The 24,634-nt window shown below is 72.0% G+C and carries 18 protein-coding genes; 10 read left to right on the plus strand and 8 right to left on the minus strand.

What is annotated here, in order from left to right:
• Nucleotides 1–52 precede the first annotated feature (52 nt).
• Complete coding sequence (gene recD2, locus ACL06G_RS04760; RefSeq protein WP_412835465.1) at nucleotides 53–2,335, minus strand: SF1B family DNA helicase RecD2; 2,283 nt, start codon at nucleotides 2,333–2,335, stop codon at nucleotides 53–55.
• Between the two features lie 193 nt (nucleotides 2,336–2,528).
• Between recD2 and ACL06G_RS04765 the strand changes: the two genes are divergently transcribed.
• Both ACL06G_RS04765 and ACL06G_RS04770 read left to right on the plus strand, forming a co-directional pair.
• A complete protein-coding gene (locus tag ACL06G_RS04765; protein ID WP_412785603.1) occupies nucleotides 2,529–3,458 on the plus strand; it encodes a bifunctional helix-turn-helix transcriptional regulator/GNAT family N-acetyltransferase in 930 nt (309 codons plus the stop codon).
• A 4-nt stretch (nucleotides 3,459–3,462) separates the two neighbouring features.
• Nucleotides 3,463–4,266, plus strand: coding sequence for a sugar phosphate isomerase/epimerase family protein (locus tag ACL06G_RS04770; protein WP_412835466.1), 804 nt, complete (start codon nucleotides 3,463–3,465; stop codon nucleotides 4,264–4,266).
• Nucleotides 4,267–4,355: 89 nt separating this feature from the next.
• Here ACL06G_RS04770 and ACL06G_RS04775 read toward each other — a convergent pair whose 3' ends face one another.
• Nucleotides 4,356–5,762, minus strand: a complete 1,407-nt coding sequence (locus ACL06G_RS04775; RefSeq protein WP_412785601.1) for a S28 family serine protease — start codon at nucleotides 5,760–5,762, stop codon at nucleotides 4,356–4,358.
• Nucleotides 5,763–5,923: 161 nt separating this feature from the next.
• Between ACL06G_RS04775 and ACL06G_RS04780 the strand changes: the two genes are divergently transcribed.
• Nucleotides 5,924–6,409, plus strand: a complete 486-nt coding sequence (locus tag ACL06G_RS04780) for an NUDIX hydrolase (protein ID WP_412785600.1) — start codon at nucleotides 5,924–5,926, stop codon at nucleotides 6,407–6,409.
• A gap of 30 nt (nucleotides 6,410–6,439) precedes the next feature.
• Here ACL06G_RS04780 and ACL06G_RS04785 read toward each other — a convergent pair whose 3' ends face one another.
• Nucleotides 6,440–10,267, minus strand: coding sequence for an ABC transporter ATP-binding protein (locus ACL06G_RS04785; protein ID WP_412785599.1), 3,828 nt, complete (start codon nucleotides 10,265–10,267; stop codon nucleotides 6,440–6,442).
• Nucleotides 10,268–10,843: 576 nt separating this feature from the next.
• On the minus strand, nucleotides 10,844–11,836 hold the full coding sequence (speB, locus tag ACL06G_RS04790) for an agmatinase (protein WP_412835467.1): 993 nt from the start codon (nucleotides 11,834–11,836) through the stop codon (nucleotides 10,844–10,846).
• A gap of 114 nt (nucleotides 11,837–11,950) precedes the next feature.
• Here speB and ACL06G_RS04795 point away from each other — a divergent pair, with 114 nt between their 5' ends.
• Nucleotides 11,951–12,757, plus strand: coding sequence for a phosphatase (locus ACL06G_RS04795; RefSeq protein WP_412785597.1), 807 nt, complete (start codon nucleotides 11,951–11,953; stop codon nucleotides 12,755–12,757).
• Nucleotides 12,758–12,779: 22 nt separating this feature from the next.
• Here ACL06G_RS04795 and ACL06G_RS04800 read toward each other — a convergent pair whose 3' ends face one another.
• The 3 genes from ACL06G_RS04800 to ACL06G_RS04810 are packed head-to-tail and all read right to left on the minus strand — an operon-like array spanning nucleotide 12,780 to nucleotide 15,534.
• Nucleotides 12,780–13,670, minus strand: coding sequence for an acyl-CoA thioesterase (locus ACL06G_RS04800; protein ID WP_412785596.1), 891 nt, complete (start codon nucleotides 13,668–13,670; stop codon nucleotides 12,780–12,782).
• 5 nt (nucleotides 13,671–13,675) lie between these two features.
• On the minus strand, nucleotides 13,676–14,833 hold the full coding sequence (locus tag ACL06G_RS04805; protein WP_412785595.1) for an acyl-CoA dehydrogenase family protein: 1,158 nt from the start codon (nucleotides 14,831–14,833) through the stop codon (nucleotides 13,676–13,678).
• A 50-nt stretch (nucleotides 14,834–14,883) separates the two neighbouring features.
• Nucleotides 14,884–15,534 carry an SACE_7040 family transcriptional regulator gene (locus ACL06G_RS04810; RefSeq protein WP_412835468.1) on the minus strand — a complete coding sequence of 217 codons (651 nt, stop codon included), beginning with the start codon at nucleotides 15,532–15,534 and terminating at the stop codon, nucleotides 14,884–14,886.
• A gap of 96 nt (nucleotides 15,535–15,630) precedes the next feature.
• Between ACL06G_RS04810 and ACL06G_RS04815 the strand changes: the two genes are divergently transcribed.
• The 6 genes from ACL06G_RS04815 (at nucleotide 15,631) to glmS (ending at nucleotide 23,808) form a co-directional block, all read left to right on the plus strand.
• Nucleotides 15,631–17,262 (plus strand): carboxyl transferase domain-containing protein, encoded by a 1,632-nt coding sequence (locus tag ACL06G_RS04815; RefSeq protein WP_412785593.1) that lies wholly within the window; start codon nucleotides 15,631–15,633, stop codon nucleotides 17,260–17,262.
• A 20-nt stretch (nucleotides 17,263–17,282) separates the two neighbouring features.
• Nucleotides 17,283–19,343 (plus strand): acetyl/propionyl/methylcrotonyl-CoA carboxylase subunit alpha, encoded by a 2,061-nt coding sequence (locus ACL06G_RS04820; RefSeq protein ID WP_412785646.1) that lies wholly within the window; start codon nucleotides 17,283–17,285, stop codon nucleotides 19,341–19,343.
• A complete protein-coding gene (locus ACL06G_RS04825) occupies nucleotides 19,340–20,314 on the plus strand; it encodes a hydroxymethylglutaryl-CoA lyase (protein WP_412835469.1) in 975 nt (324 codons plus the stop codon). Before ACL06G_RS04820 ends, ACL06G_RS04825 begins: the two co-directional genes overlap by 4 nt.
• On the plus strand, nucleotides 20,311–21,471 hold the full coding sequence (locus ACL06G_RS04830; RefSeq protein ID WP_412835470.1) for an acyl-CoA dehydrogenase family protein: 1,161 nt from the start codon (nucleotides 20,311–20,313) through the stop codon (nucleotides 21,469–21,471). Before ACL06G_RS04825 ends, ACL06G_RS04830 begins: the two co-directional genes overlap by 4 nt.
• Nucleotides 21,472–21,646: 175 nt before the next feature.
• On the plus strand, nucleotides 21,647–21,925 hold the full coding sequence (locus ACL06G_RS04835; RefSeq protein ID WP_412785590.1) for a hypothetical protein: 279 nt from the start codon (nucleotides 21,647–21,649) through the stop codon (nucleotides 21,923–21,925).
• Between the two features lie 68 nt (nucleotides 21,926–21,993).
• Nucleotides 21,994–23,808 (plus strand): glutamine--fructose-6-phosphate transaminase (isomerizing), encoded by a 1,815-nt coding sequence (gene glmS, locus ACL06G_RS04840; protein WP_412785589.1) that lies wholly within the window; start codon nucleotides 21,994–21,996, stop codon nucleotides 23,806–23,808.
• A 256-nt stretch (nucleotides 23,809–24,064) separates the two neighbouring features.
• Here glmS and ACL06G_RS04845 read toward each other — a convergent pair whose 3' ends face one another.
• Nucleotides 24,065–24,607: a universal stress protein gene (locus ACL06G_RS04845; protein WP_412785588.1), complete on the minus strand. Its 543-nt coding sequence runs from the start codon at nucleotides 24,605–24,607 to the stop codon at nucleotides 24,065–24,067.
• Nucleotides 24,608–24,634 lie beyond the last annotated feature (27 nt).

Here is a 24,634-nt window from a genome sequence, read left to right on the forward strand (position 1 = left end):
ACTCGGGGTCGGCCAGCAGACCTCACAATGGCACGGAGTGCCGCCGTGAGGCCTATCCTGCACCCTCCCGGGTACGCCGGTCATCCCCGCCGACGTCTTCCGGAAACCCGCCGCCCGGTCGCTGCGAGGGCACACTTCCCCGCAGGCGGTGGTCCAGCGCCGTGCAGCGACGGCCGGCGGAGACCGTCCGCACGGCCTGCGCGACGGCCCTGCGGGAACCGACCAGGACCACCAGGCGCTTGGCGCGGGTGACCGCGGTGTAGAGCAGGTTGCGCTGCAGCATCATCCAGGCGCTGGTGGTGACGGGGACGACCACGGCCGGATACTCGCTGCCCTGCGAGCGGTGGATGGTGAGGGCGTAGGCGTGGGCGAGTTCGTCGAGCTCGTCGAACTCGTACCCGACCTCCTCGTCCTCGTCGGTGAGGACGGTGAGGGTCTGCTCGTCGGGGTCGAGCGCCGTGACGACGCCGACGGTGCCGTTGAAGACGCCGTTCGCACCCTTCTCGTAGTTGTTGCGGACCTGGGTCACTTTGTCGCCCACCCGGAAGACCCGGCCGCCGGCGCGCTTCTCCTCAAGACCCGGCCGCGGCGGGGTCACGGCCTGCTGCAGCAGGCCGTTGAGCGTGCCCGCCCCGGCCGGGCCGCGATGCATGGGGGCCAGGACCTGGACGTCGCGCCGGGGGTCCAGCCCGAACTTCGCCGGGATGCGGCGCGCCACCACGTCCACCGTGAGCCGTCCGGTCTCCTCGGTGTCGTCCTCGACGAAGTGGAAGAAGTCCGGCAGCCCGCTCGTCACCGGCGGTTCGCCGGAGTTGATGCGGTGGGCGTTGGTGACGACGCCCGACTCGCGGGCCTGCCGGAAGATACGGGTGAGGCGCACGGCCGGCACCGGCCCGCCCTCCGCCAGCAGATCGCGCAACACCTCGCCCGCACCCACCGAGGGCAACTGGTCGACGTCGCCCACCAGCAGCAGGTGCGCCCCCGGCGGCACCGCCTTGATCAGCTTGTTCGCCACCAGCAGATCGAGCATGGACGCCTCGTCCACGACCACCAGGTCCGCCTCCAGCGGGCGGTCGCGATCGTAGGCGGCGTCGCCCCCGGGCTTGAGTTCCAGCAGCCGGTGCACGGTCGACGCCTCCGCCCCGGTCAGCTCCGCCAGGCGCTTGGCGGCGCGCCCCGTGGGAGCGGCGAGCACGACCCTGGCCTTCTTGGCCCTGGCCAGCTCGACCACGGACCGTACGGTGAAGGACTTTCCGCACCCGGGCCCGCCGGTGAGCACGGCCACCTTCTCCGTCAGTGCCAGCCGTACCGCCTCGGTCTGCTCGGGCGCCAGGTCGGCTCCGGTGCGTCGGGCGAGCCAGCCCAGCGCCGCCTCCCAGTCCACGTGTCGGAAGGCGGACAACCGGTCGTCGCCGGTGCGCAGCAGCCGCAGCAGCTGCGCCGCCAGGGACACCTCCGCGCGGTGGAAGGGGACGAGATAGACCGCGGTGGCCGGCTGCCCGTCCTCACCGGGCACCTGCTCGCGCACGACCCCCTCGTGGTCGGCCGCCAGATCCGACAGGCACTCGATGACCAGGCCGGTGTCCACCTGGAGCAGTTTCACCGCATCGGAGATGAGACGCTCCTCCGGAAGGAAGCAGTGCCCCTGGTCGGTGGCCTGCGAGAGCGCGTACTGCAGTCCGGCGGCGACCCGGTCGGGGCTGTCGTGCGGAATACCGACCGCCTGTGCCAGCCGGTCGGCGGTGAGGAACCCGATCCCCCACACGTCCGACGCCAGGCGGTAGGGCTGGTTGCGCACCACGGAGATGGACGCGTCGCCGTACTTCTTGTAGATGCGGACCGCCAACGAGGTGGAGACCCCGACGCCCTGCAGGAAGACCATCACCTCCTTGATGGCCTTCTGCTCCTCCCAGGCCGCTCCGATCTTCTTCGTGCGCTTGGGGCCGAGCCCGGGTACCTCGATCAGCCTGCCGGGCTCCTCCTCGATCACGTCGAGCGTGCCGAGCCCGAAGTGGTCCACGATCCGCTCGGCGATGCGGGGGCCGATGCCCTTGATGAGGCCGGAGCCGAGGTAGCGCCGGATGCCCTGCAGCGTGGCCGGCAGAACGGTCGTGTAGTTGTCCACGCCGAACTGGCGGCCGTACTGGGGATGGGAGCTCCAGCGGCCCTCCATCCGCAGCGACTCCCCCACCTGGGCGCCCAGCAGGGAGCCGACGACGGTGAGGAGCTCCCCGCCGCGGCCGGTGTCCACGCGGGCGACGGTGTACCCGTTCTCCTCGTTGGCGTAGGTGATCCGCTCGAGCACACCCTCGAGCACCGCGGGCTGGAACGACATGTCACCGAAGGTAGTCCGCAGCGCGGACACACGGCACCCCGCGGTGAGGGCTCCGCCCGCGGATCCGCAGGGGTCACGGGCGGCCCGAGCCCTTCCCACTCGGCGGGCGCGAGGCGTATCTTTGCCGGAGTCAAACATTTACCGTCTCGCCCGCACCACCCGCACCGGTGGCGCGACACCCCCGGAGCACGCCGTGACCGTCCAGGACGTCCGCGCCTTCAACCGCTTCTACACCAACCTGATCGGCGCCCTCGACTACAGCAGGCACCTGTACACGCCGTACACGCTGACCGAGGCCCGCATCCTCTACGAACTCGCCCATGCCGACCGCGTGGACGCGGCGGACCTCCGCACCTCGCTCCACCTCGACGCCGGGCACCTGAGCCGGCTGCTGCTGAAGTTCGAGAAGGACGGCCTGCTCACCCGCGAACCCTCCGCCCGCGACGCGCGCCGCCAGCGCATCACGCTGACCGACCGCGGCCACGTAGCCGCCGCACTCCTCGAGGAGCGCTCGCTGGAGTCCGTGGGCGCGATGCTGGAACCCGTCCCGGAGCCGGATCGCGACCGCCTCGCCGCCGCGATGCGGACCATCCGCGGGATCCTCGCCGACACCGGCGGACCCACCGGGGCTCCGGCGGCCGGCCGGGTGCGGCTGCGCCCGCCCGAACCGGGCGACCTGGGCTGGATCGTGCAGCGGCACGGCGAACTCTACTCCCGCGAGTACGGCTGGAACGGCGACTTCGAGGCCCTGGTGGCGCGCATCGTCGGCGAGTTCGCGGCAGAGCACGACCCGCACAAGGAGCGGGTGTGGATCGCCGAACTCGACGGAGTGCGGGCGGGCTGCGTGATGTGCGTCGCGGACGCCGCGCCCGGCACCGCGCGGCTCCGACTGCTGCTGGTCGAGCCCTCCGCCCGGGGGCACGGCATCGGCGACCGCCTGGTGCGCGCCTGCCTGGACTTCGCCCGGGAGGCGGGATACCGGGAGACGGTGCTGTGGACCAACAGCGTGCTGGACGCCGCCCGGCACCTCTACCGGCGTGCCGGATTCACCCTCACGGGGGAGAAACGCCACCACAGCTACGGCAAGGAACTTGTCGGACAGGACTGGCATCTGGTCCTCTGACCGCATGCGCCTGGCCCTCTCCACCCTCGGTGTCCCCGGCATGCCCGTGGCGGACGCCGCCCGTCTCGCCGCCGACGGCGGCTTCCACGGCCTCGAACTGCGGGCCCACCCCCAGGAACCGGTACACACCGGCCTCCCGCCCGGCGAACGTGCCGACACGGTGGCGATCTGCCGGGACGCGGGCGTGGAGATCCTCGCCGTCGCGGGCAGCGTGCGGGTGGCGCAACCCGGCGAGGACGAGCAGGTACTGGAGGAGGCGGCCGCCCTGCTGGAACTCGCCCGCGACCTGGGCGCTCCCTGTGCACGGGTGTTCCCGGGCGCAGCCGCCGACGCGGGGCGGGACACCTCGGCGGACACCCTTGCCGTACGACGCCTGTGCGCCGTGGCGCGCATCGCGGCCGACACCGGAGTGCGGGTACTGCTCGAGACCCACGACTCCCACGCCCGCGGCGCGGACGTCGCACGGGTGCTGGAAGGTGTGCGCCGCCGGGAGGTGGGCGCCGTGTGGGACGTGATGCACACCTGGCGCGCCGGCGAGGACCCGGCCGACACCTTCGCGCACCTGGCCCCGTACCTGGGCCACGTCCAGGTGAAGGACATCGCCTCGAGGGACGACATCGCACCGCTGCCGCCCGGCTCGGGGGTGCTGCCGCTCGCGGACACGACCGATCTGCTCATGCGGGCGGACTGGGACGGCTGGTTGTGCTGGGAGTACGAGAAGCGGTGGTATCCGCAGGCACCGGCACTCTCCTCGGTGCTCGACGCAGGACGGGAACACCTCCTCCGCCTGCTGTCCGCGGCCGCCTGACCGGGCCGGGGGTCCGCCGCGCGCCGGGGCGCGGCGGACCCCCGGTGACTGCCGCCCCGGAGGCCGTCCCGGGGCGGCACGTCATCCCGTCACAGCCTCGGGCCTCGGGCGAGCTGCCGGTCGAGTGCCGGGTCCGGCGTCGTGAGGCGCCCCGTGCCGCGCGCCGCGTCCTCGGCCTCCCGGCCGAGGCCCGCCCAGTCGAGCACCGCGGCGGTGGCGGTCGCACGCTGCCCCGCCGTCAGGTCGACGATGTCCGCGCCGTGGTTGGCCCCGGGCGCCGTGAAGACGTACGAGTCGCCGGCGTGCCGCCCGACGCGGAACGGCTCCGCACCCCACGGGTCGTTCCCGCCGTACACGAAGAGCATCTCGGAGGAGCGCTTGCGCACCCAGCGGTCGATGTCCCGCATCGCGTGCCGGTCGAACTCCATCGGGACGTCCCGCGGCACGAAGGTGCGCGGCGCGTTGATGCCCGGGTAGCGCAGCACCCCGTCGAGGTGGGCGTTCTCCAGATCCGGATTCCCCAGCTGGGTACCGGCCTGGTAGAAGTACGGCACGTACGGCGTCATGCCCTGGTCGGTGTAGAACGCGAACCCGGAGACCTGGTCCACGAAGTCCCACAGCGCGTCGTCGGACGCGTCGTCGGCCGGGACTCCGGCGCACTCCGAAGCCGGCTGGTACTGCCAGAACGCGAACACCAGGTCGAGCACCGCGACCTCGTAGGCACGGTCGGCGTCGCCGATCAGGTCGAAGGTGTAGCCGTTCGCCTCCGCGTACTCCTCGTAGCGTGCGACCAGCGGCTCACGGCGCACGAGCGCCTCGCGCTGCACGGCGTTCAACCGTTCGCGGCACTCCTCGGTGCCGACGGTGGCGAGGAAGTCGTCGTACGCGCCGTCCCGGCGGTCGTTCACGTTGTTCGGGGCCACGTAGGCGACAGTGCCGTCCATGTCCTGCGGGTGGAAACGCCGGTAGTAGGTGGCCGTCATGCCGCCCTTGCTGCCGCCCGTGGCGAGCCAGTTCCCGGCGTAGATGCCCTCCAGCGCCTCGTGGATGCGATGCTGGTCGGCGGCCGCCTGGCGGATGGTGAGCGTGTCCCAGTCGGCCGGCTCCGGACGGGACGGCGTGAAGAACCGGTACTCCATCGACACCTGGTTGCCGTCGACGATCTGCGTCGGCTCACTGCGGTGGGGCTGGTCGTAGAGCTGGTAGCCGGAGGTGAAGAACACCGTCGGGCGGTCCTCGCTGCGGTGCAGGATCGAGATCCGCTGCTGGAAGGTGCCGGCCCCCGGGTCTCGGTGGTCGATCGGCTGTTCGTAGTTCAGCAGGAAGAAGCGGTACCCGTCGACGGGTTTCTCCTCGATGAGGCTCATGCCGGGTATCGCCAACAGCCTCTCCTCGATGTCGGCCGCCGCCGGGTCCGCGGTCGCGGTTCCGGCGCCCGCACCGACGGTGCCGACCAGCACCACCAGTGACAGCAGCCATCCGAGCGCTCTGCGCATGGGTCCCTCCCCTGGGTCACGTGGATCGCCCGCGAACCTATCCGTCCGGCACCTGCTCCGCCAGAGGCCTCCCGGTCCGCCCGAAAGGGGCATCGGCGGTCCGGGAGGCGGTCCAGTGCTGCGACCGGCAGGTTCCCCGGCCGCAGCACTAGGCTTCGAGCATGGACGACACCCAGGAAACGCCGCTGGCCACGGGACCGTTGGGGATGAGTCTGCTGTCCTTCCGGCGCGGTCCGGAGGAGAACCGGCCCGACGACCACCCGCTCGGCTACGCACTGGTCGCGCTGTGGCAGGGCGACCGTGTGCTGCTCGTACTCGAACGGGAGCGGCGCTGCTGGGAGTTGCCCGGAGGCGGAATAGAGCCCGGAGAGACCGCGCGCGAAGCCGCGGTGCGGGAGCTGCAGGAGGAGGCGGGGCAGCATCTGCACGCCTCCGACCTGCACTTCGCCGGGTTCGCCCGTACGCGACTGTTCGGGCGCGGCCAGATGTACGGCGCCGTCTTCACCGCGCGGACCGACGCCCCTGAACCGTTCACCCCCAACGAGGAGATCGCCGCCGTCCACTGGCACCGCCGGAACGAGCCCCTTCCGGACGGCGGCATGCTGCAGACCGTCGACACCTACCTGGCCTTCGACTGCCGGCCCTGACCCCGCGTGCCCCAGCCGCCTGAGCAGCGGTCAGACCGCCGGGGAGGGGGCTGCCTCCTCGCCCGCGTAGACACGCCACAGCTCGGCGTACGCACCGCCGCTCGCGAGGAGTTCCGCGTGCGTGCCGGTCTCCGCGATGCGGCCGTGGTCGAGGACGACGATCCGGTCCGCCCGGGCCGCCGTGGCCAACCGGTGAGCGACGACCAGTGTCGTCCGGCGCCGGGCGAGGCGGTCCGTGGCGCGGTTGACCAACGACTCGGTCGCCAGGTCCAGCGCCGCCGTCGCCTCGTCGAGCAGCAGCACGTCCGGATCCACCAGTTCGGCGCGGGCCAGGGCGATCAGCTGCCGCTGGCCCGCGGAGAGATTCCGGCCGCGCTCGGAGACCGGGTAGAGATAGCCGCCCGGAAGAGAGGCGACCATGTCGTGCGCGCCGACCGCCCGTGCCGCCGCCTCGACCTCGGCGTCCGTGGCGTCCTGACGGCCGTACGCGATCGCGTCCCGGACGGTGCCGGGGAAGAGGTACGGCTCCTGCGGCACCACCCCGAGCCGGTGCCGGTAGCCCGCGAGATCCAGGTCCCGCAGGTCCGTGCCGTCGACGCGCACCGCCCCCCGCGTCGGGTCGTAGAACCGCGCGACCAACTTGACCAGCGTCGACTTGCCCGCGCCGGTCTCGCCCACGAACGCCACCGTGCTGCCCGCCTCCACGGTCAGGTCGATGCCGGAGAGGGCCGGCTCGTCCGGTTCCGCGATCTCGCCCTCCTGAGGGACGTGTGCGGAGTTGTAGTGGAAGTGCACATCCTCGAAGGTGATCTCCCCGCGCAGCTCCCCGACCCGGCGAGGGGACGGCGCAGCCGGAGTCGTGGTCTCCTCCCGCAGCAACTGCTGGATGCGCCCCAGTGCGACCGACGCCTGCTGGTAGCCGTCGAAGACCTGCGACATCTGCTGCACGGGCGCGAAGAACAGCTCGATGTAGAGCAGATAGGCCACCAGGGCTCCCGCTGTCAGGGTGCCGTCGTCGACCCGCCCCGAGCCGACGACCAGCACCGCCGCCGTGGCCAGCCCGGCCAGCAGCTGCACGAACGGGAAGTAGACCGAGATCAGCCACTGCCCGCGGACCCGCGCCCGACGGTAGGCGCCGCTGCGCTCCGCGAAGCGCTCTGCGCCACCCGCCTCTCGCCGGAACGCCTGCACCATCCGCAGCCCGGCGACGCTCTCCTGCAGGTCGGCGTTGACCGCACTCACCCGTTCCCGGGCCAGTTCGTACGCCTTCACGCTCTGCCGCCGGAAGACGAACGTCCCCACGATCAGCACCGGGAGAACCGCGAACACGACCAGGGCGAGCTGGAGGTCGATCACCAGCAGGGCGACGAGGATGCCGAAGAAGGTGAGCATCGACACGAGCGCGGTGACCAGGCCCGTCTGCAGGAAGGTCGACAGAGCGTCGACGTCCGTGGTCATCCGGGTCATGAGCGAACCGGCCAGGTGGCGTTCGTAGTAGTCCAGGCCGAGGCGCTGGAGCTGGGCGAAGATCTTCACCCGCAGCGTGTAGAGCACGCGCTCGCCGGTGCGCCCCGTGAGCCGCATCGCCCCGAACTGGGCGGCCCACTGCCCCAGGACCACAACGAGCCCCAGGGCGGAGGCGAGCCACACCGCGTCCAGGGCCGCGCGCGACACGCCGTCGTCGATCCCTTGCCGGATGAGCACCGGCAGCAGCAGCGCCGCGACCGCGTCCACGGCGACGAGGCCGAAAGCGACCGCCAGCGGCTTCCCGAAGCCGCGCAGCAGCCGCCGCAGCCCGTAGTCCTCCTCCGGCTGCTCCGCGTGCCGCTCGTCGACGGCCGGGACGTCGTCGGCGGGTGGCAGCGCCTCGACGCGGGCGAGCAGTTCGGGACTGCCTGGCATCGCGGCCAGTTCGGCCGCGAACGCACCGGGCCGCCCTGTCTGCGCGTGGGCGGCGGCGGGGCGGGCCCCGTCGGAGTCGCCCGCCGCAACCGCTCCGCCGTCCGGCCGGACCCACAGTTCCGGGGTCACGCCGTCCACCACGCGGTGCCCGTCGTGCCCGGCCAGGCCGGCCGGGTCCCGCTGCACGTCGCCGAGTTCGTCGGGATCGGTGAGCAGCCTGCGGTAGAGGGAGCACCGGCCGGTGAGTTCGTCGTGGGTGCCGACGTCGACCAGGCTCCCGCCGTCGAGAACGGCGATGCGGTCGGCCAGCGCGAGCGTGGAGAGCCGGTGGGCGATGAGCAGCGTGGTCCGGCCCGCCATCACGCCGCGCAGCGCCTCGTGGATCTCCTGCTCGACACGGGCGTCCACGGCCGAGGTCGCGTCGTCGAGCACCAGCAGCCGGGGATCGGTGAGGATGGCACGGGCGAGCGCGACACGCTGCCGCTGGCCTCCGGAGAGCGTGAGGCCCTGCTCGCCGACGACCGTGTCGTAGCCGTCGGGCATCGCGGAGATGAAGCCGTCGGCCTGCGCGGCCCGCGCGGCGGCGCGCACCTGCTCGTCGGTGGCGTCCGGGGCGCCGTAGGCGATGTTGTCCCGCAGCGAGTCGGAGAACAGGAAGCTGTTCTCCGGCACCAGGCCGATCGCCGCCCGCAGCGAGCCGACGGTGAGGTCGCGCACATCGTGGCCGCCGACTCTGACGGCACCGCCGGTGACGTCGTAGTAGCGGGGAAGCAGCAGGGAGACGGTGGACTTGCCGGAACCGCTGGTGCCGACCACAGCGACGGTCTCACCGGGCTCGATGCGCAGGTTCAGGCCGTCCAGGACCGGGGGGCCTTCGCCGTACCCGAAGGAGACGTCGTCGAACTCGACCGAGGCGTCCGCGTCCGCGGGGAGCTCGTGGGCGTCGGGGCGCTCGGTCATGGCGGGCTCGGTGTCGATCAGATCGAAGACGCGTTCCGCTCCGGCCCGGGCCTGCTGGCCCACCATCAGCACCATGGCGAGCATGCGGACGGGGCCCACGAGCTGGGCGAGGTAGGTGGAGAAGGCGACGAAGGTGCCGAGGGTGATCCTTCCCTCGGTGGCCAGCCAGCCGCCCAGGGCCAGCATGGCCACCTGCCCCAGCGAAGGCACGGCCTGGAGGGCGGGCGTGTAGCGGGCGTTGAGCTTCACGGTGCGCAGCCGGGCGGCGAAGAGGCTCCGGCTGACGGCACGGAGTTTGCCGGTCTCCTGCTGCTCCTGTCCGAAGCCCTTCACCACGCGGACACCGGCGACGGCGCCGTCGACCACGGAGGCGACCGCGCCGGCCTGCTGCTGCGCGTACCAGGTGGAGGGGAACAACCGGATCCGGCTGCGGTTCGCGATGAACCAGAGCAGGGGCGCCACCGCGAGCGAGACGAGGGTGAGCAGCGGCGACAGCACGAGCATCACGACCAGCGCGACGACGAACAGCAGCACGTTGCCGATCATCATCGGGAGCATGAACAGCAGGCTCTGGACGAGCTGCAGGTCGCTGGTGCCGCGGCCGACGACCTGGCCGGTGCTCAGTTCGTCCTGGCGGTGGCCGTCGAGGCGGACGACGGCGTCGTACATGTCGGTGCGCAGGTCGTGCTGGACGTCCAGCGCGAGGCGGCCGCCCTGGAAGCGGCGCACGTAGGTGAGACCGTAGACGGCGACCGCGGTGGCGACGAGGAGCCCGATCCACAGCCCGAGACCGCCGGAGTCACCGATCACGACATCGTCGACGATCACCTTGACGAGCAGCGGCACGAGCGCCATCAGGCCCATTCCGGCCAGCGACGAGCCGAGCGCCAGGAGCACGGTGCGCCGGTAGCGCCAGCAGTACGCGGCCAGCCGGCGCGACCAGCCGGCACCGCCCTGCTGCTGCCGTGTGCCGTCCCCGGTTTCCTTCTCCCCCACGTTCACGCTCCCACCTGGTCCTCGTACCGTCCGTGACCGCGTCGGGGCGTCCTCGGCGATCACTGCCGGAAGAGTGCAACGTCCCGGAGGTGGGATTTCATCCCTGCTGCTCGGCGGGGCGGGGTTGGCAGGGGGCGGGAACGGCGACCGGACCCCGGAGGAGCCGCATACCTCTCCGGGGTCGCGCCGGCTGCGAGCAGCCGTCCCGGTGGCCTTCGTCGAGCACGGCACCCCCCACAGGGCCGGACTCTTCGCCCGTCGGACGGCGCCCCCGTCCCACGGGGCAGCACCAGGGATTCTGTCGCAAATCTTCACGACGTGCACGGGTGTCGCACAGAACCGGTAGCGGTACGTAGGAGGACGCCCCTGGGAACGTGACACCTACGGAAGGTTTCCTCCTCCTCCCGGCACTGCTCCGGCCTGGGGGTTTGCGCGTATCGGGCCGGGCGGACCCGGCACTGCGGCGGGGCACGACGCCGCAGGCGGCCACCTTTTCACGCCGCGAAGATGGCCGAGAATCGCCGTTTCCGCCGCCGTTCTGCCCGGTACGGCCGGCTCGGCCGGAGTCCGGGGACGTCAGGCACCCCCGGTGCGGGAGGCCGCGATCTGCCGGGCCATGAGCGTGGTCAGTTCGTACGCCGTGTGGGACGCGGCGACCGACGTCATCTCGGCATGGTCGTAGGCGGGCGCCACCTCGACGAGGTCGGCGGAGACGAGACGGCAGTCCGCGAGGCCGCGCAGGATCTCCAGCAGCTCCCGCGAGGTCAGACCGCCGGCCTCGGGCGTACCGGTGCCGGGAGCATGGGCGGGGTCGAGCACGTCGATGTCCACGGAGACGTAGAGGGGCCGGTCCCCGATCCGCTCGCGCAGCTGCTGGGCCACCTCGTCGACCCCGCGCCGCATGACGTCGGCCGAGGTGACGATCCCGAAGCCCATCTTCTCGTCGTCGGTGAGGTCCTTCCGGCCGTACAGCGGCCCCCGGGTCCCGACGTGGCTGAGCGCCGAGGTGTCGAGGATGCCCTCCTCCACCGCGCGGCGGAACGGGGTGCCGTGGGTGTAGGCGGCCCCGAAGTAGGTGTCCCAGGTGTCCAGGTGCGCGTCGAAGTGCAGCAGCGCGACCGGACCGTGCTTGCGTGCCGCCGCGCGGAGGAGGGGCAGCGCGATGGTGTGGTCGCCGCCCAGGGTCATCATCCGCGCGCCCGAGTCGAGGATCTCGTCCGCCGCGGCCTGCACCGTCTCGACCGCCTCGCCGATGTCGAAGGGGTTGGCCGCGATGTCGCCTGCGTCCGCCACCTGCGCCAGCGCGAACGGCGAGGCGTCCTGTGCCGGGTTGTACGGCCGGAGCAGGCGGGAGGCCTCGCGGACGGCGTTGCCGCCGAACCGGGCGCCGGGCCGGTAGGAGACGCCGGTGTCGAAGGGCACTCCGACGACCGCGACATCCGTGCGTCCGCCCACCTCGTCCAGGCGGGGAAGCCGTGCGAAGGTCGCCGGCCCGGCGTACCGCGGGACGCGGGAGGAGTCGACGGGACCGCGGGGCCGGTCGTTGTGCTGCTCGGAGGAGGTGCTCATGCCTGTGAGGGTAGGCAGCGCCCCGCGGTCGGCCACATGGACGGATGTGAGGGTCCCGGGCAGCGGTTTTGGACACTCCGTCCATCGACCGGCGGCACGGGGGACAATGGCGCCATGTCTTCGCCCTGGCCGCTGCCGGCCCCCACCAGCCACGCCGGACTCGTCGAACACCTGGTGCACACCCGGATCGCCGGCAATGTGGCGACCCCGCGGGAGAACAACCTCGCCCACTACCGCGAACTGGCCAACGGCAACCGCCACTACTGGCTGGGGCTGGAGTTCGGCGACCGCTGGACGGACGAGCAGGACGTGCTCGCGGTGATGGCCGAGCGGGTGGGAGTCAGCGACGATCCGGACCACCGGCAGGGCCAGGACACCATCGACCCGGAACTCACCGTCGCGGCGCTGGACCGGGCCGCCGCCGAGTTGCGGAAGGCGGCAGCGGGCCGGCTGCGCGTCCTCTTCGCCACCGGCCACCCCGGTGGCCTGCTGGACGTCCACGGGGCCGTGGCGGCGGCGCTGCACGCGGCGGGCTGCGAGATCGTCCGGGTCCCGACGGGTGTGTACGCCGACGAGGGCGTGGTCGTGCAGTTCTCCGGGGTCGCGGTGCACGAGCGGGGAGCGAGCCTGTGGCACACGCACTCGCCGGAGCCGATGCGGCAGGTACTCGACGCGCTGGAACGCGTCGGCGAGCCGATACCCGACCTGGTGGTCGCGGACCACGGATGGGCCGGATGCGCGGCCCAGCGGGGGATCGACACCGTGGGCTTCGCGGACTGCAACGACCCGGCGCTCTTCGTCGGCGAGGCGGAGGACACCCTGGCCGTGGCGGTGCCGCTGGACGACCATGTGGCCGACCCGCGCTTCTACGAGCCGATGACGGCCCGTCTGCTCGCCACGGCGGGTCTGGCCCGGGCCTGACCGCTGCGGGGCGCGACGCCCCTCAGCGGGGCACGCGGACGACGCCCTCCTGGATGACGGACACGGCGAGGCGGCCGTCCCGGGTGAAGATCCTTCCCTTGCCGAGCCCGCGGCCGCCCTGGGCGGTGGGCGACTCCTGGTCGTAGAGGAGCCACTCGTCGGCGCGGAACGGGCGGTGGAACCACATGGCGTGGTCGAGGCTGGCACCCACCACGTCGCCGACCGCCCAGCCGCCGCGTCCGTGGGCGAGCAGCACCGAGTCCAGCAAGGTCATGTCGGAGACGTAGGTCGCCAGGCAGATGTGCAGCGTGGGGTCGTCCAGTGTGCCGTGGAGCTTGCCGTTGGTGCGGAACCACACCTGCGACCGGGCTTCGCGCGGTTCGCCGGCGCTGGCGAACGGCGGCGCCTCGACGTAGCGCAGGTCCACGGCGGCCCGGGCCGCGAGCAACCGCCTCGGGGTGTCCGGGTCGCGGAACAGATGGGCGTAGCGCGGCATCAGATCCTCGGCCGGAGGCAGCGTCTCCGGGTCGGGCGCGGCCGGCATCGGCTCCTGGTGCTCCATTCCTTCCTCGTGGGCCTGACAGGAGGCGGACAGGTGGAAGATGGGCTGGCCGTGCTGGACGGCCACCACGCGCCGCGTGGTGAACGAGCGGCCGTCGCGGATGCGGTCCACGGTGTACACGATGGGCGCCCCGGGGTCGCCGGGGCGCAGGAAGTAGGCGTGCAGCGAGTGGGGCAGCCGGCCTTCCGGGACCGTGCGGCAGGCGGCCACCAGCGCCTGCGCGGCAACCTGCCCGCCGAACACGCGGGGGATCAGGGAGGGGCGGCTGGTGCCGCGGAAGATGTCCTGCTCGACGCGCTCGAGGTCGAGCAGGTCGAGCAGGTCGGCGAGTTCCGCCTCGGGGTCGTTCACGTGCTTCACATTCCCATGGACTTGGCGATGATCGAGCGCATGACCTCGCTCGTTCCGCCGTAGATGCGGGTGACCCGGGTGTCCGCGTAGAGCCGGGAGATGGGGTATTCGGTCATGTACCCGTAGCCGCCGTGCAGCTGGAGGCACTTGTCGATGACGCGGGCGGCGGTCTCGGTGGTGAAGAGTTTCGCGGAGGCGGCGTCCGCCGCGGTCAGCTCGTGGGCGTCGTGCGCCTCCAGCGCGCGGTCGACGACCGCCTGCATGGCGTCGACGTCGGCCTTGCAGTCGGCGAGCACGAACTTGGTGTTCTGGAAGGAGGCGACCTCTTTGCCGAAGACCGTGCGCTCCTTGACGTACTCGCGGGCGAAGCGGACGGCCGCGGCCGCCTGCGCGTAGGCGCCGACGGCGATGCCGAGGCGCTCCTGGGGCAGGTTGTGGGTGAGGTAGCCGAAGGCCTCGCCCTCCTCGCCCAGCAGGTCCTCGACGGGCACGCGGACATCGGTGAAGGAGAGTTCGGCCGTGTCGGAGGACTTCAGGCCGAGCTTGTCGAGCGTGCGCCCCACCGCGTACCCCTCGGAGGCGGCGTCCACGACCAGGATGGAGATGCCGCCGCGGCGGTTGGCGGGGTCCGGCGGCGAGGTGCGGCAGCAGACCAGGACCCGGTCGGCCTGGACGCCGCCGGTGATGAAGGTCTTGGCGCCGTTGAGTATGTAGTGGGTGCCGTCCTCGGAGAGCGTGGCGGTGGTGCGCATGCCCGCCAGGTCGGACCCGGTACCGGGCTCGGTCATGGCGATGGCCGTCATCATCCCGCCGGAGACGAAGGGCGGCAGCCAGCGCTGCTTCTGCTCCTCGGTGCCGTAGGCGAGCAGGTAGGGCAGGCAGAGTGCGGTGTGCACGCTGGACCCGCCGAAGCTGACTCCGGCGCGGGCGCACTCCTCGCTGATCACCGCGTTGAACTTGAAGCTGGTCTCGCCGGCGCCGCCGTATTCCTCGGGCACCTCGATGCCGAAGACACCCAGCTCGCCGAGCTTCTTGTAGAAGTCGCGCGGGACGTACCCCTGCTCGGCCCACTCCGGGTAGAACGGGACGACCTCGGCCTCGATGAAGGCGCGGATGGTCTGCCGGAACGCTTCGTGGTCCTCGCCGAAAACCGTACGCCGCACGGAGCACCTCCCAGTGTCTAAGCGCTTGCTCAGATCAAGTTACCGGTCGGTCACCAGGACTGTCCAGGGGCACTCTCCCGCGGCGCCGCGGCCAGCGCCCCGCGGGCCAGGCGGTGCAGCAGGGCAGCCGTGGTGTCCCGGTCCGGCAGGGAGGACGGACCGGAGAGGTGGGGCGTGGAGTTGAGCAGCCCGAAGACCGTGTGCACCGAGACCCGTGCCTCCAGCCGTGTCAGCCCGGGGTAGACCGCCCGCACCGCGTCCACCCACAGCTCCACGTACTGCCGCTGGAGCTTGCGGACCTGCTTGCGGTCGTCCTCCCGCAGCCGGTCCAGCTCACGGTCGTGGAGCGTGATGAGGGCGCGGTCGTCGAGCGCGAAGTCGATGTGGCCCGCGATCAGCGCGTCCAGCGCGGCGTCCGGGGAGAGCCCGTCCGCGGCGGACTCCGCCACCCGAGCCGCGCCGCCGTCGTGCAGCCGCCGGCTGATGCCGACCAGGAGTTCGGCGAGCATGGCGTCCTTCCCGGCGAAGTGCCGGTAGAGACCGGGCCCGCTGATGCCGACGGCGGCACCTATCTCGTCGACCCCCACCCCGTGGAAGCCGCGCTCGGCGAAGAGGCGTGCCGCCTCCCGCAGGATCTGCTCGCGCCGGGTGGGCGGGGCGGCCCCCCGGTCGGCGGTCGTGCCTTCCGCGCTGGTGGTCATGCGGTCCATTCTAGACAGTCGCGTTAATGGGCGTTAACCTGAGCCGCAAGGGTTAACGCCCATTAACGCGTGCGAGGAGCAAGGGGGCTCAGCGGCATGGAGCAGGCAACGGCGCTGGTCAGCGGCGTCGACCCGACATCCGAGAACTGCCGGGCGAACGAGGCCGCACACCGCGAGCTGGCGGCGCAGCTGCGGGAGAAGCTCGCCACGGCCCGGCTCGGCGGCGGCGAGAAGGCCCGCGCGCGGCACACCGCCCGCGGCAAGCTGCTGCCCCGGGAGCGGGTGGACGCGCTGCTCGACCCCGGATCCCCGTTCCTGGAGATCGCGCCGCTGGCCGCCGACGGCATGTACGGCGGCGCGGCGCCCGCGGCAGGAGTCATCGCCGGTATCGGCCGGGTGTCCGGGCGCGAGGCCGTGATCGTGGCGAACGACGCCACCGTCAAGGGCGGCACCTACTACCCGATGACCGTCAAGAAGCATCTCCGGGCGCAGGAGATCGCCCTGGAGAACCACCTGCCCTGCATCTACCTGGTCGACTCCGGCGGAGCCTTCCTGCCCATGCAGGACGAGGTGTTCCCGGACCGCGAGCACTTCGGCAGGATCTTCTACAACCAGGCGAGGATGTCCGGAGCCGGTATCCCGCAGATCGCCGCGGTGCTCGGTTCCTGCACCGCCGGGGGCGCCTACGTGCCCGCGATGAGCGACGAGGCGGTGATCGTCCGCAACCAGGGCACGATCTTCCTCGGCGGTCCGCCGCTGGTGAAGGCGGCGACCGGAGCGGTCGTCACGGCCGAGGAGCTGGGCGGCGGCGAGGTCCACTCCCGCACCTCCGGCGTCACCGACCACCTCGCGGAGGACGACCCGCACGCACTGCGCATCGTGCGGAACATCGTCGGCACGCTGCCCGCGCGCGCGAGCCTGCCCTGGACCGTCACCGCTCCCCAGGAGCCGGCGGTCGACCCGGCCGGGCTCTACTCGGCCGTGCCCGTCGACTCGCGCACCCCGTACGACGTGCGCGAGGTCATCGCCCGCGTGGTCGACGGCTCGCGCTTCCAGGAGTTCAAGGCGGAGTACGGCACCACGCTGGTGACAGGCTTCGCCCACATCCACGGCCACCCCGTCGGCATCGTCGCCAACAACGGCATCCTGTTCGCCGAGTCCGCCCAGAAGGGCGCCCACTTCATCGAACTCTGCGACCAGCGCGGCATCCCGCTGCTGTTCCTGCAGAACATCTCCGGCTTCATGGTCGGCAAGGACTACGAGGCGGGCGGCATCGCCAAGCACGGTGCCAAGATGGTCACGGCGGTGGCGTGCACCCGCGTGCCCAAGCTCACCGTCGTCGTCGGCGGCTCCTACGGGGCGGGCAACTACTCCATGTGCGGCCGCGCGTACGGCCCCCGCTTCCTGTGGATGTGGCCCAACGCGAAGATCTCCGTGATGGGCGGCGAGCAGGCCGCTTCGGTGCTGGCCACGGTCAAGCGGGACCAGATCGAGGCCCGCGGCGAGGAGTGGAGCGAGGAGGAGGAAGAGGCCTTCCGCGGACCGGTCCGCGCCCAGTACGAGGAGCAGGGCAACGCCTACTACGCCACCGCACGGCTGTGGGACGACGGCGTGATCGACCCGCTGGAGACCCGCCAGGTGCTCGGGCTCGCACTCACCGCCTGCGCCAACGGACCACTGCCCGAGAGGGATCCGCACGCGCCCGCCTTCGGCGTGTTCCGGATGTGAGGGGAAGAACGACGATGACGATGTTCGACACGGTACTGGTGGCCAACCGCGGCGAGATCGCGGTGCGGGTCATCCGCACCCTGCGCGCGGAGGGCGTGCGCTCGGTCGCCGTCCACAGCGACGCCGACGCCGACGCCCGGCACGTGCGGGAGGCCGACACCGCCGTACGCATCGGCCCGGCGGCCGCCTCCGAGAGCTATCTGTCGGTGGAACGGCTGCTGGACGCCGCACGCCGGACCGGGGCCCAGGCCGTCCACCCGGGATACGGGTTCCTCGCGGAGAACGCCGCGTTCGCCGCTGCCTGCACCGAGGCGGGGCTGGTGTTCATCGGGCCGCCCGCCACAGCCATCGAGCTGATGGGCGACAAGATCCGCGCGAAGGAGACCGTCCGGGCGGCCGGAGTACCGGTGGTGCCCGGCTCGTCCGGATCGGGCCTGACGGACGAGGAACTGGCGACCGCCGCCCGGAGGATCGGCATGCCCGTCCTCCTCAAGCCCTCGGCCGGCGGCGGCGGCAAGGGTATGCGGCTGGTGCGCGAGGAGTCCCGCCTCGCCGACGAGATCGCCTCCGCGCGCCGTGAGGCGCGGGGCTCCTTCGGCGACGACACCCTGCTCGTGGAGCGGTGGATCGACCGGCCGCGCCACATCGAGATCCAGGTCCTGGCCGACTCCCACGGGAACGTCGTGCACCTCGGCGAGCGCGAGTGCTCGCTCCAGCGGCGCCATCAGAAGATCATCGAGGAGGCCCCCAGCCCCCTGCTCGACGAGGCGACCCGCGCCGCCATGGGCGAGGCAGCGGTCGACGCGGCCCGGTCCTGCGGCTACCGCGGCGCCGGCACGGTCGAGTTCATCGTCCCCGGCGGCCCGGCGCCCGAGGACGGCCCGCGGGACTACTTCTTCATGGAGATGAACACCCGCCTCCAGGTGGAGCACCCGGTCACCGAACTGGTCACCGGCCTCGACCTGGTGGCGTGGCAGCTGCGGGTCGCCGCGGGCGAGGCCCTGCCGTTCGGCCAGGCGGAGGTCTCCCTGAACGGCCACGCCGTCGAGGCCCGGGTCTGCGCCGAAACCGCACGCGTCTCCGGGAACCGGGTCGACTTCCTCCCCTCGGCCGGCACCGTACGCCTGCTCGAGGAGCCCGAGGGCCAGGGAGTGCGCACGGACTCCGGGCTCGGCGAGGGCACCGAAGTGGGCACCTCCTACGACCCGATGCTCTCCAAGGTGATCGCCCACGGCCCTGACCGCGCCTCCGCACTCCGTACGCTGCGGGCCGCGCTCGGCAGGACGGCCGTACTCGGCGTGGACACCAACATCGGCTTCCTCCGGGCCCTGCTCGCCCATCCGGAGGTCGTCTCCGGCGACCTCGACACCGGCCTCGTCGACCGTGACGCGGCCGGTCTGGTGGCGACCGGCGTGCCCGACGAGGTCCACGCCGCCGCAGCCCTGCTGCGCCAGGCGGCGCTCGAACCGGACGCCACGCCCACCGGGTGGGTGGACCCGTTCTCCGTGCCCTCCGGGTTCCGCACCGGCGCGGACCCGGCCTGGACGGCGCACCCGCTGCGCGTCCCCGGGCACGAGCCGGTCACGGTGCATGTGCGCGGCCGCGCCCACGACGCACAGGTCCGCATCGGCGACGCGGATCCGGTGCGGGCGCGCCTGCTGCACGGCACGGCCGCGAACACCGCCGTCCTGGAGTGGGCGGGCATCACCCTGCACTTCGTGCACACCGCCGGCCCGGAAGGGCGCTGGCTGGGCCGGGAGGGGCAGGCGTGGCACGTCACGGACCACGACCCGGTCGAGGCAGCGCTGCGCGGCGGAGCCGGCGCGCACGGCGCGGACGCGCTCACCGCTCCCATGCCGGGCACGGTCACGGTCGTGAAGGCGCAGCTCGGCGAGGAGGTCGTCGCCGGGCAGAGCCTGCTGGTCGTCGAGGCGATGAAGATGGAACACGTCATCGCCTCCCCGTACGACGGCGTGGTCACCGAACTGGACGTCTCCGCGGGCACGGCGGTCGCGATGGACCAGGTCCTCGCCGTTGTGGAGCCCAAGGAGGCCGGGAGTCCCGAGGAGGGTGCCGCATGAACGCACCGACCGCCCCGGGCGGCAGCACCGGGCCTCTGCCCATGACCGTGCCCGCGGAAGGCCTTCCCGGCCGGGTACGCATCCACGAGGTCGGGCCCCGTGACGGCCTGCAGAACGAGCAGGCGACGGTACCGGTCGAGGTGAAGGCGGAGTTCATCCTGCGGCTGGTCGAGGCCGGACTGGACACGGTGGAGGCCACCAGCTTCGTGCACCCGCGCTGGGTACCGCAGCTCGCCGACGCCGAGGAACTGTATCCGCGCCTCTCCGGTCTGGGGGCCCGGGCACGGCTGCCCGTCCTGGTGCCCAACTCCCGCGGACTGGAGCGCGCGCTGGCGCTGGACGCCCACGAGGTGGCGGTGTTCGCCAGCGCCACGGAGTCCTTCGCCAAGGCCAACCTCAACCGCACGGTCGACGAGGCCCTCACGATGTTCGAGCCGGTCGTCTCCCGGGCCCGGGAGGCCGGCGCCAAGGTCCGCGGCTACCTGTCGATGTGCTTCGGCGACCCCTGGGAGGGCGCCGTGCCGGTCGAGCAGGTGGTGCGGGTCTGCCGCCGCCTGGTGGACATGGGCTGCGGCGAACTCAGCCTCGGCGACACCATCGGGGTCGCGACCCCGGGCCATGTCGCGGCGCTGCTCACCGCGCTCGCGGCGGAGGGGATCGGCGCCGACCGCGTCGCCGTCCACTTCCACGACACCTACGGCCAGGCACTGGCCAACACCTTCGCCGCGCTGCAGCACGGCGTGACCACGGTGGACGCCTCCGCCGGCGGCCTCGGCGGCTGCCCGTACGCGAAGAGCGCCACCGGCAACCTCGCCACCGAAGACCTCGTGTGGATGTTGCACGGCCTCGGCATCGAGACCGGGGTCGATCTCGGCCGACTCACCGCCACCAGCGGCTGGATGGCCGAACAGCTGGGTCGCCCCAGCCCCTCCCGTACCGTCCGAGCGCTCTCCCACAAGGATCCGTCATGACACTCGATCACCGTCTCGCACCGGAGCACGAGGAACTGCGCCGCACCGTCGAGGAGTTCGCGCACGACGTGGTGGCTCCCAAGATCGGCGAGTTCTACGAGAACCACGAGTTCCCCTACGACATCGTCCGCCAGATGGGAGAGATGGGCCTGTTCGGCCTGCCGTTCCCGGAGGAGTACGGCGGGATGGGCGGCGACTACCTCACCCTCGGCATCGCCCTGGAGGAGCTGGCCCGCGTCGACTCCTCGGTGGCGATCACCCTGGAGGCAGGCGTCTCGCTCGGCGCGATGCCGATCCACCGCTTCGGTACCGAGGAGCAGAAGCGGACCTGGCTGCCGAAGCTCTGCTCCGGCGAGACGCTCGGCGCGTTCGGGCTGACCGAACCGGAGTGCGGCTCCGACGCCGGCGGCACCCGGACCACGGCGGTCCGCGACGAGAAGACCGGCGAGTGGGTCATCAACGGCTCGAAGTGCTTCATCACCAACTCCGGCACCGACATCACCGGTCTGGTCACCGTCACGGCCGTGACGGGGCGCAAGGAGGACGGCTCGCCGCTGATCTCCAGCATCCTCGTCCCCTCCGGCACGCCGGGGTTCACCGTGGCCGCGCCCTACTCGAAGGTCGGCTGGAACGCCTCGGACACCCGCGAACTGTCGTTCAGCGACGTGCGGGTGCCGGGCGAGAACCTGGTGGGCGAGGAGGGCCGGGGCTACGCCCAGTTCCTGCGGATCCTCGACGAGGGCCGCATCGCCATCGCGGCGCTGGCCACCGGCCTGGCACAGGGCTGCGTGGACGAGTCCGTGGCCTACGCGAAGACCCGGAAGGCGTTCGGCAAGCCGATCGGGAGCAACCAGGCCATCCAGTTCAAGCTGGCGGACATGGAGATGCGGGCCTACACCGCCCGTCTTGCCTGGCGCGACGCCGCCTCCCGCATGCTGGCCGGGGAACGCTTCAAGAAGGAGGCCGCCCTGGCGAAGCTCTACTCCTCGGAGATCGCGGTCACCAACGCCCGGGAAGCCACCCAGATCCACGGCGGGTACGGCTTCATGAACGAGTACCCGGTGGCCCGCATGTGGCGCGACGCGAAGATCCTGGAGATCGGCGAGGGCACCAGCGAGGTGCAGCGCATGCTGATCGCCCGCGAGCTCGGCTTCTGACGGCTTCCGCACCTCTGCGACGGGGCGTCCCGGCCCTCCGGTCCGGGACGCCCCGTCCGTCGTCCGAGCGGTTGATCGACGGCGACACTCCCTCCCATCCGCCATTCCGGGCACTTCCTGCCCGATTCCGGGCAGAAAATTTGCGGAACCGGGTTCTGCGCCGCACCATCGTCGAATGCTGGAGCGCCGGAACCCGGTCCACGAGGACCTCGTCGACCACCTGGCCCGCACCACCGCGCTGCCGCGCGGCGAGGCGGCCCGGGTGGTCCTCGACGTGCTGGCGTACTTCGACGAGACCACCGAGGAGTTCGTGCGCCGCCGCCACCGGGAGCTGAAGGCCCGCGGCCTCCGCAACGACGCCGTCTTCGCACGGATCGCGGACGAACTGCCCCACCGGGCCGTCGCACCGCCCACGCTCTCGCACCGGCAACTGCGGCGGATCGTCTACGGCTGAGCAGCACCCGGCCCGGGCCGCCCCGGCCCGTGGGACCACACCCGAAGGACTGGCGAAGGAGAGGCACCGTGTGCGGAATCGTGGGATACATCGGTAAGCGGGACGTCGCCCCGCTGCTGCTGGAAGGCCTGCAGCGCCTGGAGTACCGCGGCTACGACTCCGCGGGCATCGCCGTCCAGTCGCGCAGTTCCGGCCTCCGGGCGGCCAAGGCCCAGGGGCGGGTGCGCGACCTGGAGTCCCGCCTCCCCAAGCGCTTCTCCGGCACCGCCGGCATCGCCCACACCCGCTGGGCCACCCACGGTGCGCCGAACGACGCCAACGCCCACCCGCACCTGGACGCCGGCGGAAGGGTCGCCGTCGTCCACAACGGCATCATCGACAACGCCGCCGAACTGCGGGCCAAACTCGCCGCCGACGGCGTGGAACTGGCCTCCGAGACCGACACCGAGGTCCTCGCCCACCTGGTGGCGCAGGCGCAGTCCGACACCCTGGAGGGGAAGGTCAGAGAGGCGCTGCGCCGCGTGGAGGGCACCTACGGGATCGCGGTGCTGCACGCCGACTTCCCGGACCGCATCGTGGTCGCCCGCAACGGGTCCCCGGTCGTCCTGGGGGTCGGCGAACGCGAGATGTTCGTCGCCTCCGACGTGGCCGCCCTGGTGTCCCACACGCGCCAGGTCGTCACGCTGAACGACGGCGAGATGGCGACGGTCAAGGCCGACGACTACCGCACCTGCACCACCGAGGGCTCCCGCACCTCGACCTCGCCCGAGACCGTCGAATGGGCCGCCGAGTCCTACGACATGGGCGACCACGAAACCTACATGCGCAAGGAGATCGCCGAGCAGGCCGACGCGGTGGACCGGGTGCTGCGCGGCCGGATCGACGACCGCTTCGCCACCGTCCACCTCGGCGGCCTGAACCTGGACGCCCGGGAGGCGCGCGGAGTGCGCCGCGTGAAGGTCCTCGGCTGCGGTTCCGCCTACCACGCAGGCATGATCGGCGCACAGCTCGTCGAAGAGCTGGCCCGCATCCCGGCCGACGCGGAACCCGCCAGCGAGTTCCGGTACCGCAACGCCGTGGTCGACCCGGACACCCTCTACATCGCCGTCAGTCAGTCCGGGGAGACCTACGACACCCTGGCAGCGGTGCAGGAGCTGAAACGCAAGGGGGCACGCGTACTCGGCGTCGTCAACGTCGTCGGCTCCGCGATCGCCCGGGAGACGGACGGGGGCGTGTACGTGCACGCCGGCCCGGAGGTCTGCGTGGTGTCCACGAAGTGCTTCACCAACACCGCCGTGGCCTTCGCCCTGCTCGCACTGCACCTGGGCCGGATCCGGGACCTCTCCGTCGCCGACGGCAAGCGCCTCATCGCGGGGCTGCGCAGGCTCCCCCACCAGATCCAGCAGATCCTGGACGGCGAGGAGCGGATCGCGGAACTCGCGACCGAGTACGCCCGGGCCCGCAGCATGATGTTCGTCGGCCGGGTGCGCGGCTACCCCGTCGCCCGCGAGGCCTCGCTGAAGCTCAAGGAAGTGTCGTACATCCACGCGGAGGCATATCCGGCGTCCGAGCTGAAGCACGGGCCGCTGGCCCTCATCGAGCCCGCGGTGCCGACCGTGGCCGTGGTTCCCGACGACGATCTGCTGGAGAAGAACCGGGCCACCCTCGAGGAGGTCAAGGCCCGCAGCGGCCCGATCCTGGCCGTCTCCCACCAGCAGCAGGAAAAGGCGGACCACACGATTCTGGTGCCGAGGAACGAACCCGAGCTCGACCCGATCCTGCTGGGAATCCCGCTGCAACTGCTCGCCTACCACACGGCTCTGTGCCTGGAGCGGGACATCGACAAGCCCCGCAACCTCGCCAAGTCGGTCACCGTCGAGTAGGCCCGACGGGGCGGCGACGTGGGGCGGGGCAGGCTTCCGCGTGGGCCACCAACCGCGCGGAAACCCGCCCCGCGATCGCCGGCGTCGCCCAATACGCCGGCGGGATGCCGCCACTGCCGGGGACCGTCACCCCCGGGCGGCGGCTCGCTGCTCTGTGTATGCCCCGCACAAAAGCACAATCCACCTCCGAAGCCGGACGGATTCCGCGAGAGGGGACGAGTGGGGCTCCGTCAGACCCTGCCGGACGGGGCGCCGTTCAGGGAATGACCACGACGGGACGCTGCGCCCGCCGGGCGAGCCGCCCGGAGACCGATCCGAAGAGACGCCCCGCGAGCCCGTGCGTCGAGCCCACCACGATGGCGTCGGCTTCGTACTCCCGCCCGACCTCCTCCAGTTCGTGGCAGATGTCGCCGCCCCGCTCCACGAGCACCCAGGGCACCTGGGTGAGGTGGTCGGCGCAGGCGAGTTCGAAGCCCAGGACCTCGGTGCGGTGGTCGGGGACGTCTACGAAGACGGGTGGCTCGCAACCGGCCCACACCGCGGAGGGCAACCGGTTGGCCACGTGCACGATCACGAGGCCGGAACCGGAGCGGTGCGCCATGCCGATCGCGTAGGCCAGGGCACGTTCGCTGGAGGTCGAACCGTCGAAGCCGACCACGACGCCGTGCCGGAACGCCGGGTCGCAGGGGTGGCGCCGGGGCTCCTCCATGTCGGAGACCGCGGGCACCGTGTCGGGCGCCACCTGGGAATCGGCGACCCGTCTGCGGTCCGCGGGATCGGGGATCTCGTGTCCAGCCATGGATGTCTCGGCGTGTGAGCCCTCTGC

This window comes from Streptomyces callyspongiae (genome assembly GCF_047200695.1).
Lineage (GTDB): Bacteria > Actinomycetota > Actinomycetes > Streptomycetales > Streptomycetaceae > Streptomyces.

Excerpts from the sequence above, each read along its gene's own strand:
- recD2 (WP_412835465.1), bottom strand. The coding sequence starts at position 2,335 with ATGTCGTTCCAGCCCGCGGTGCTCGAGGGTGTGCTCGAGCGGATCACC.
- ACL06G_RS04770 (WP_412835466.1), top strand. The coding sequence starts at position 3,463 with ATGCGCCTGGCCCTCTCCACCCTCGGTGTCCCCGGCATGCCCGTGGCG.
- ACL06G_RS04775 (WP_412785601.1), bottom strand. The coding sequence starts at position 5,762 with ATGCGCAGAGCGCTCGGATGGCTGCTGTCACTGGTGGTGCTGGTCGGC.
- ACL06G_RS04780 (WP_412785600.1), top strand. The coding sequence starts at position 5,924 with ATGGACGACACCCAGGAAACGCCGCTGGCCACGGGACCGTTGGGGATG.
- speB (WP_412835467.1), bottom strand. The coding sequence starts at position 11,836 with ATGAGCACCTCCTCCGAGCAGCACAACGACCGGCCCCGCGGTCCCGTC.
- ACL06G_RS04795 (WP_412785597.1), top strand. The coding sequence starts at position 11,951 with ATGTCTTCGCCCTGGCCGCTGCCGGCCCCCACCAGCCACGCCGGACTC.
- ACL06G_RS04810 (WP_412835468.1), bottom strand. The coding sequence starts at position 15,534 with ATGACCACCAGCGCGGAAGGCACGACCGCCGACCGGGGGGCCGCCCCG.
- ACL06G_RS04815 (WP_412785593.1), top strand. The coding sequence starts at position 15,631 with ATGGAGCAGGCAACGGCGCTGGTCAGCGGCGTCGACCCGACATCCGAG.
- ACL06G_RS04820 (WP_412785646.1), top strand. The coding sequence starts at position 17,283 with ATGTTCGACACGGTACTGGTGGCCAACCGCGGCGAGATCGCGGTGCGG.
- ACL06G_RS04825 (WP_412835469.1), top strand. The coding sequence starts at position 19,340 with ATGAACGCACCGACCGCCCCGGGCGGCAGCACCGGGCCTCTGCCCATG.
- ACL06G_RS04830 (WP_412835470.1), top strand. The coding sequence starts at position 20,311 with ATGACACTCGATCACCGTCTCGCACCGGAGCACGAGGAACTGCGCCGC.
- ACL06G_RS04835 (WP_412785590.1), top strand. The coding sequence starts at position 21,647 with ATGCTGGAGCGCCGGAACCCGGTCCACGAGGACCTCGTCGACCACCTG.
- ACL06G_RS04845 (WP_412785588.1), bottom strand. The coding sequence starts at position 24,607 with ATGGCTGGACACGAGATCCCCGATCCCGCGGACCGCAGACGGGTCGCC.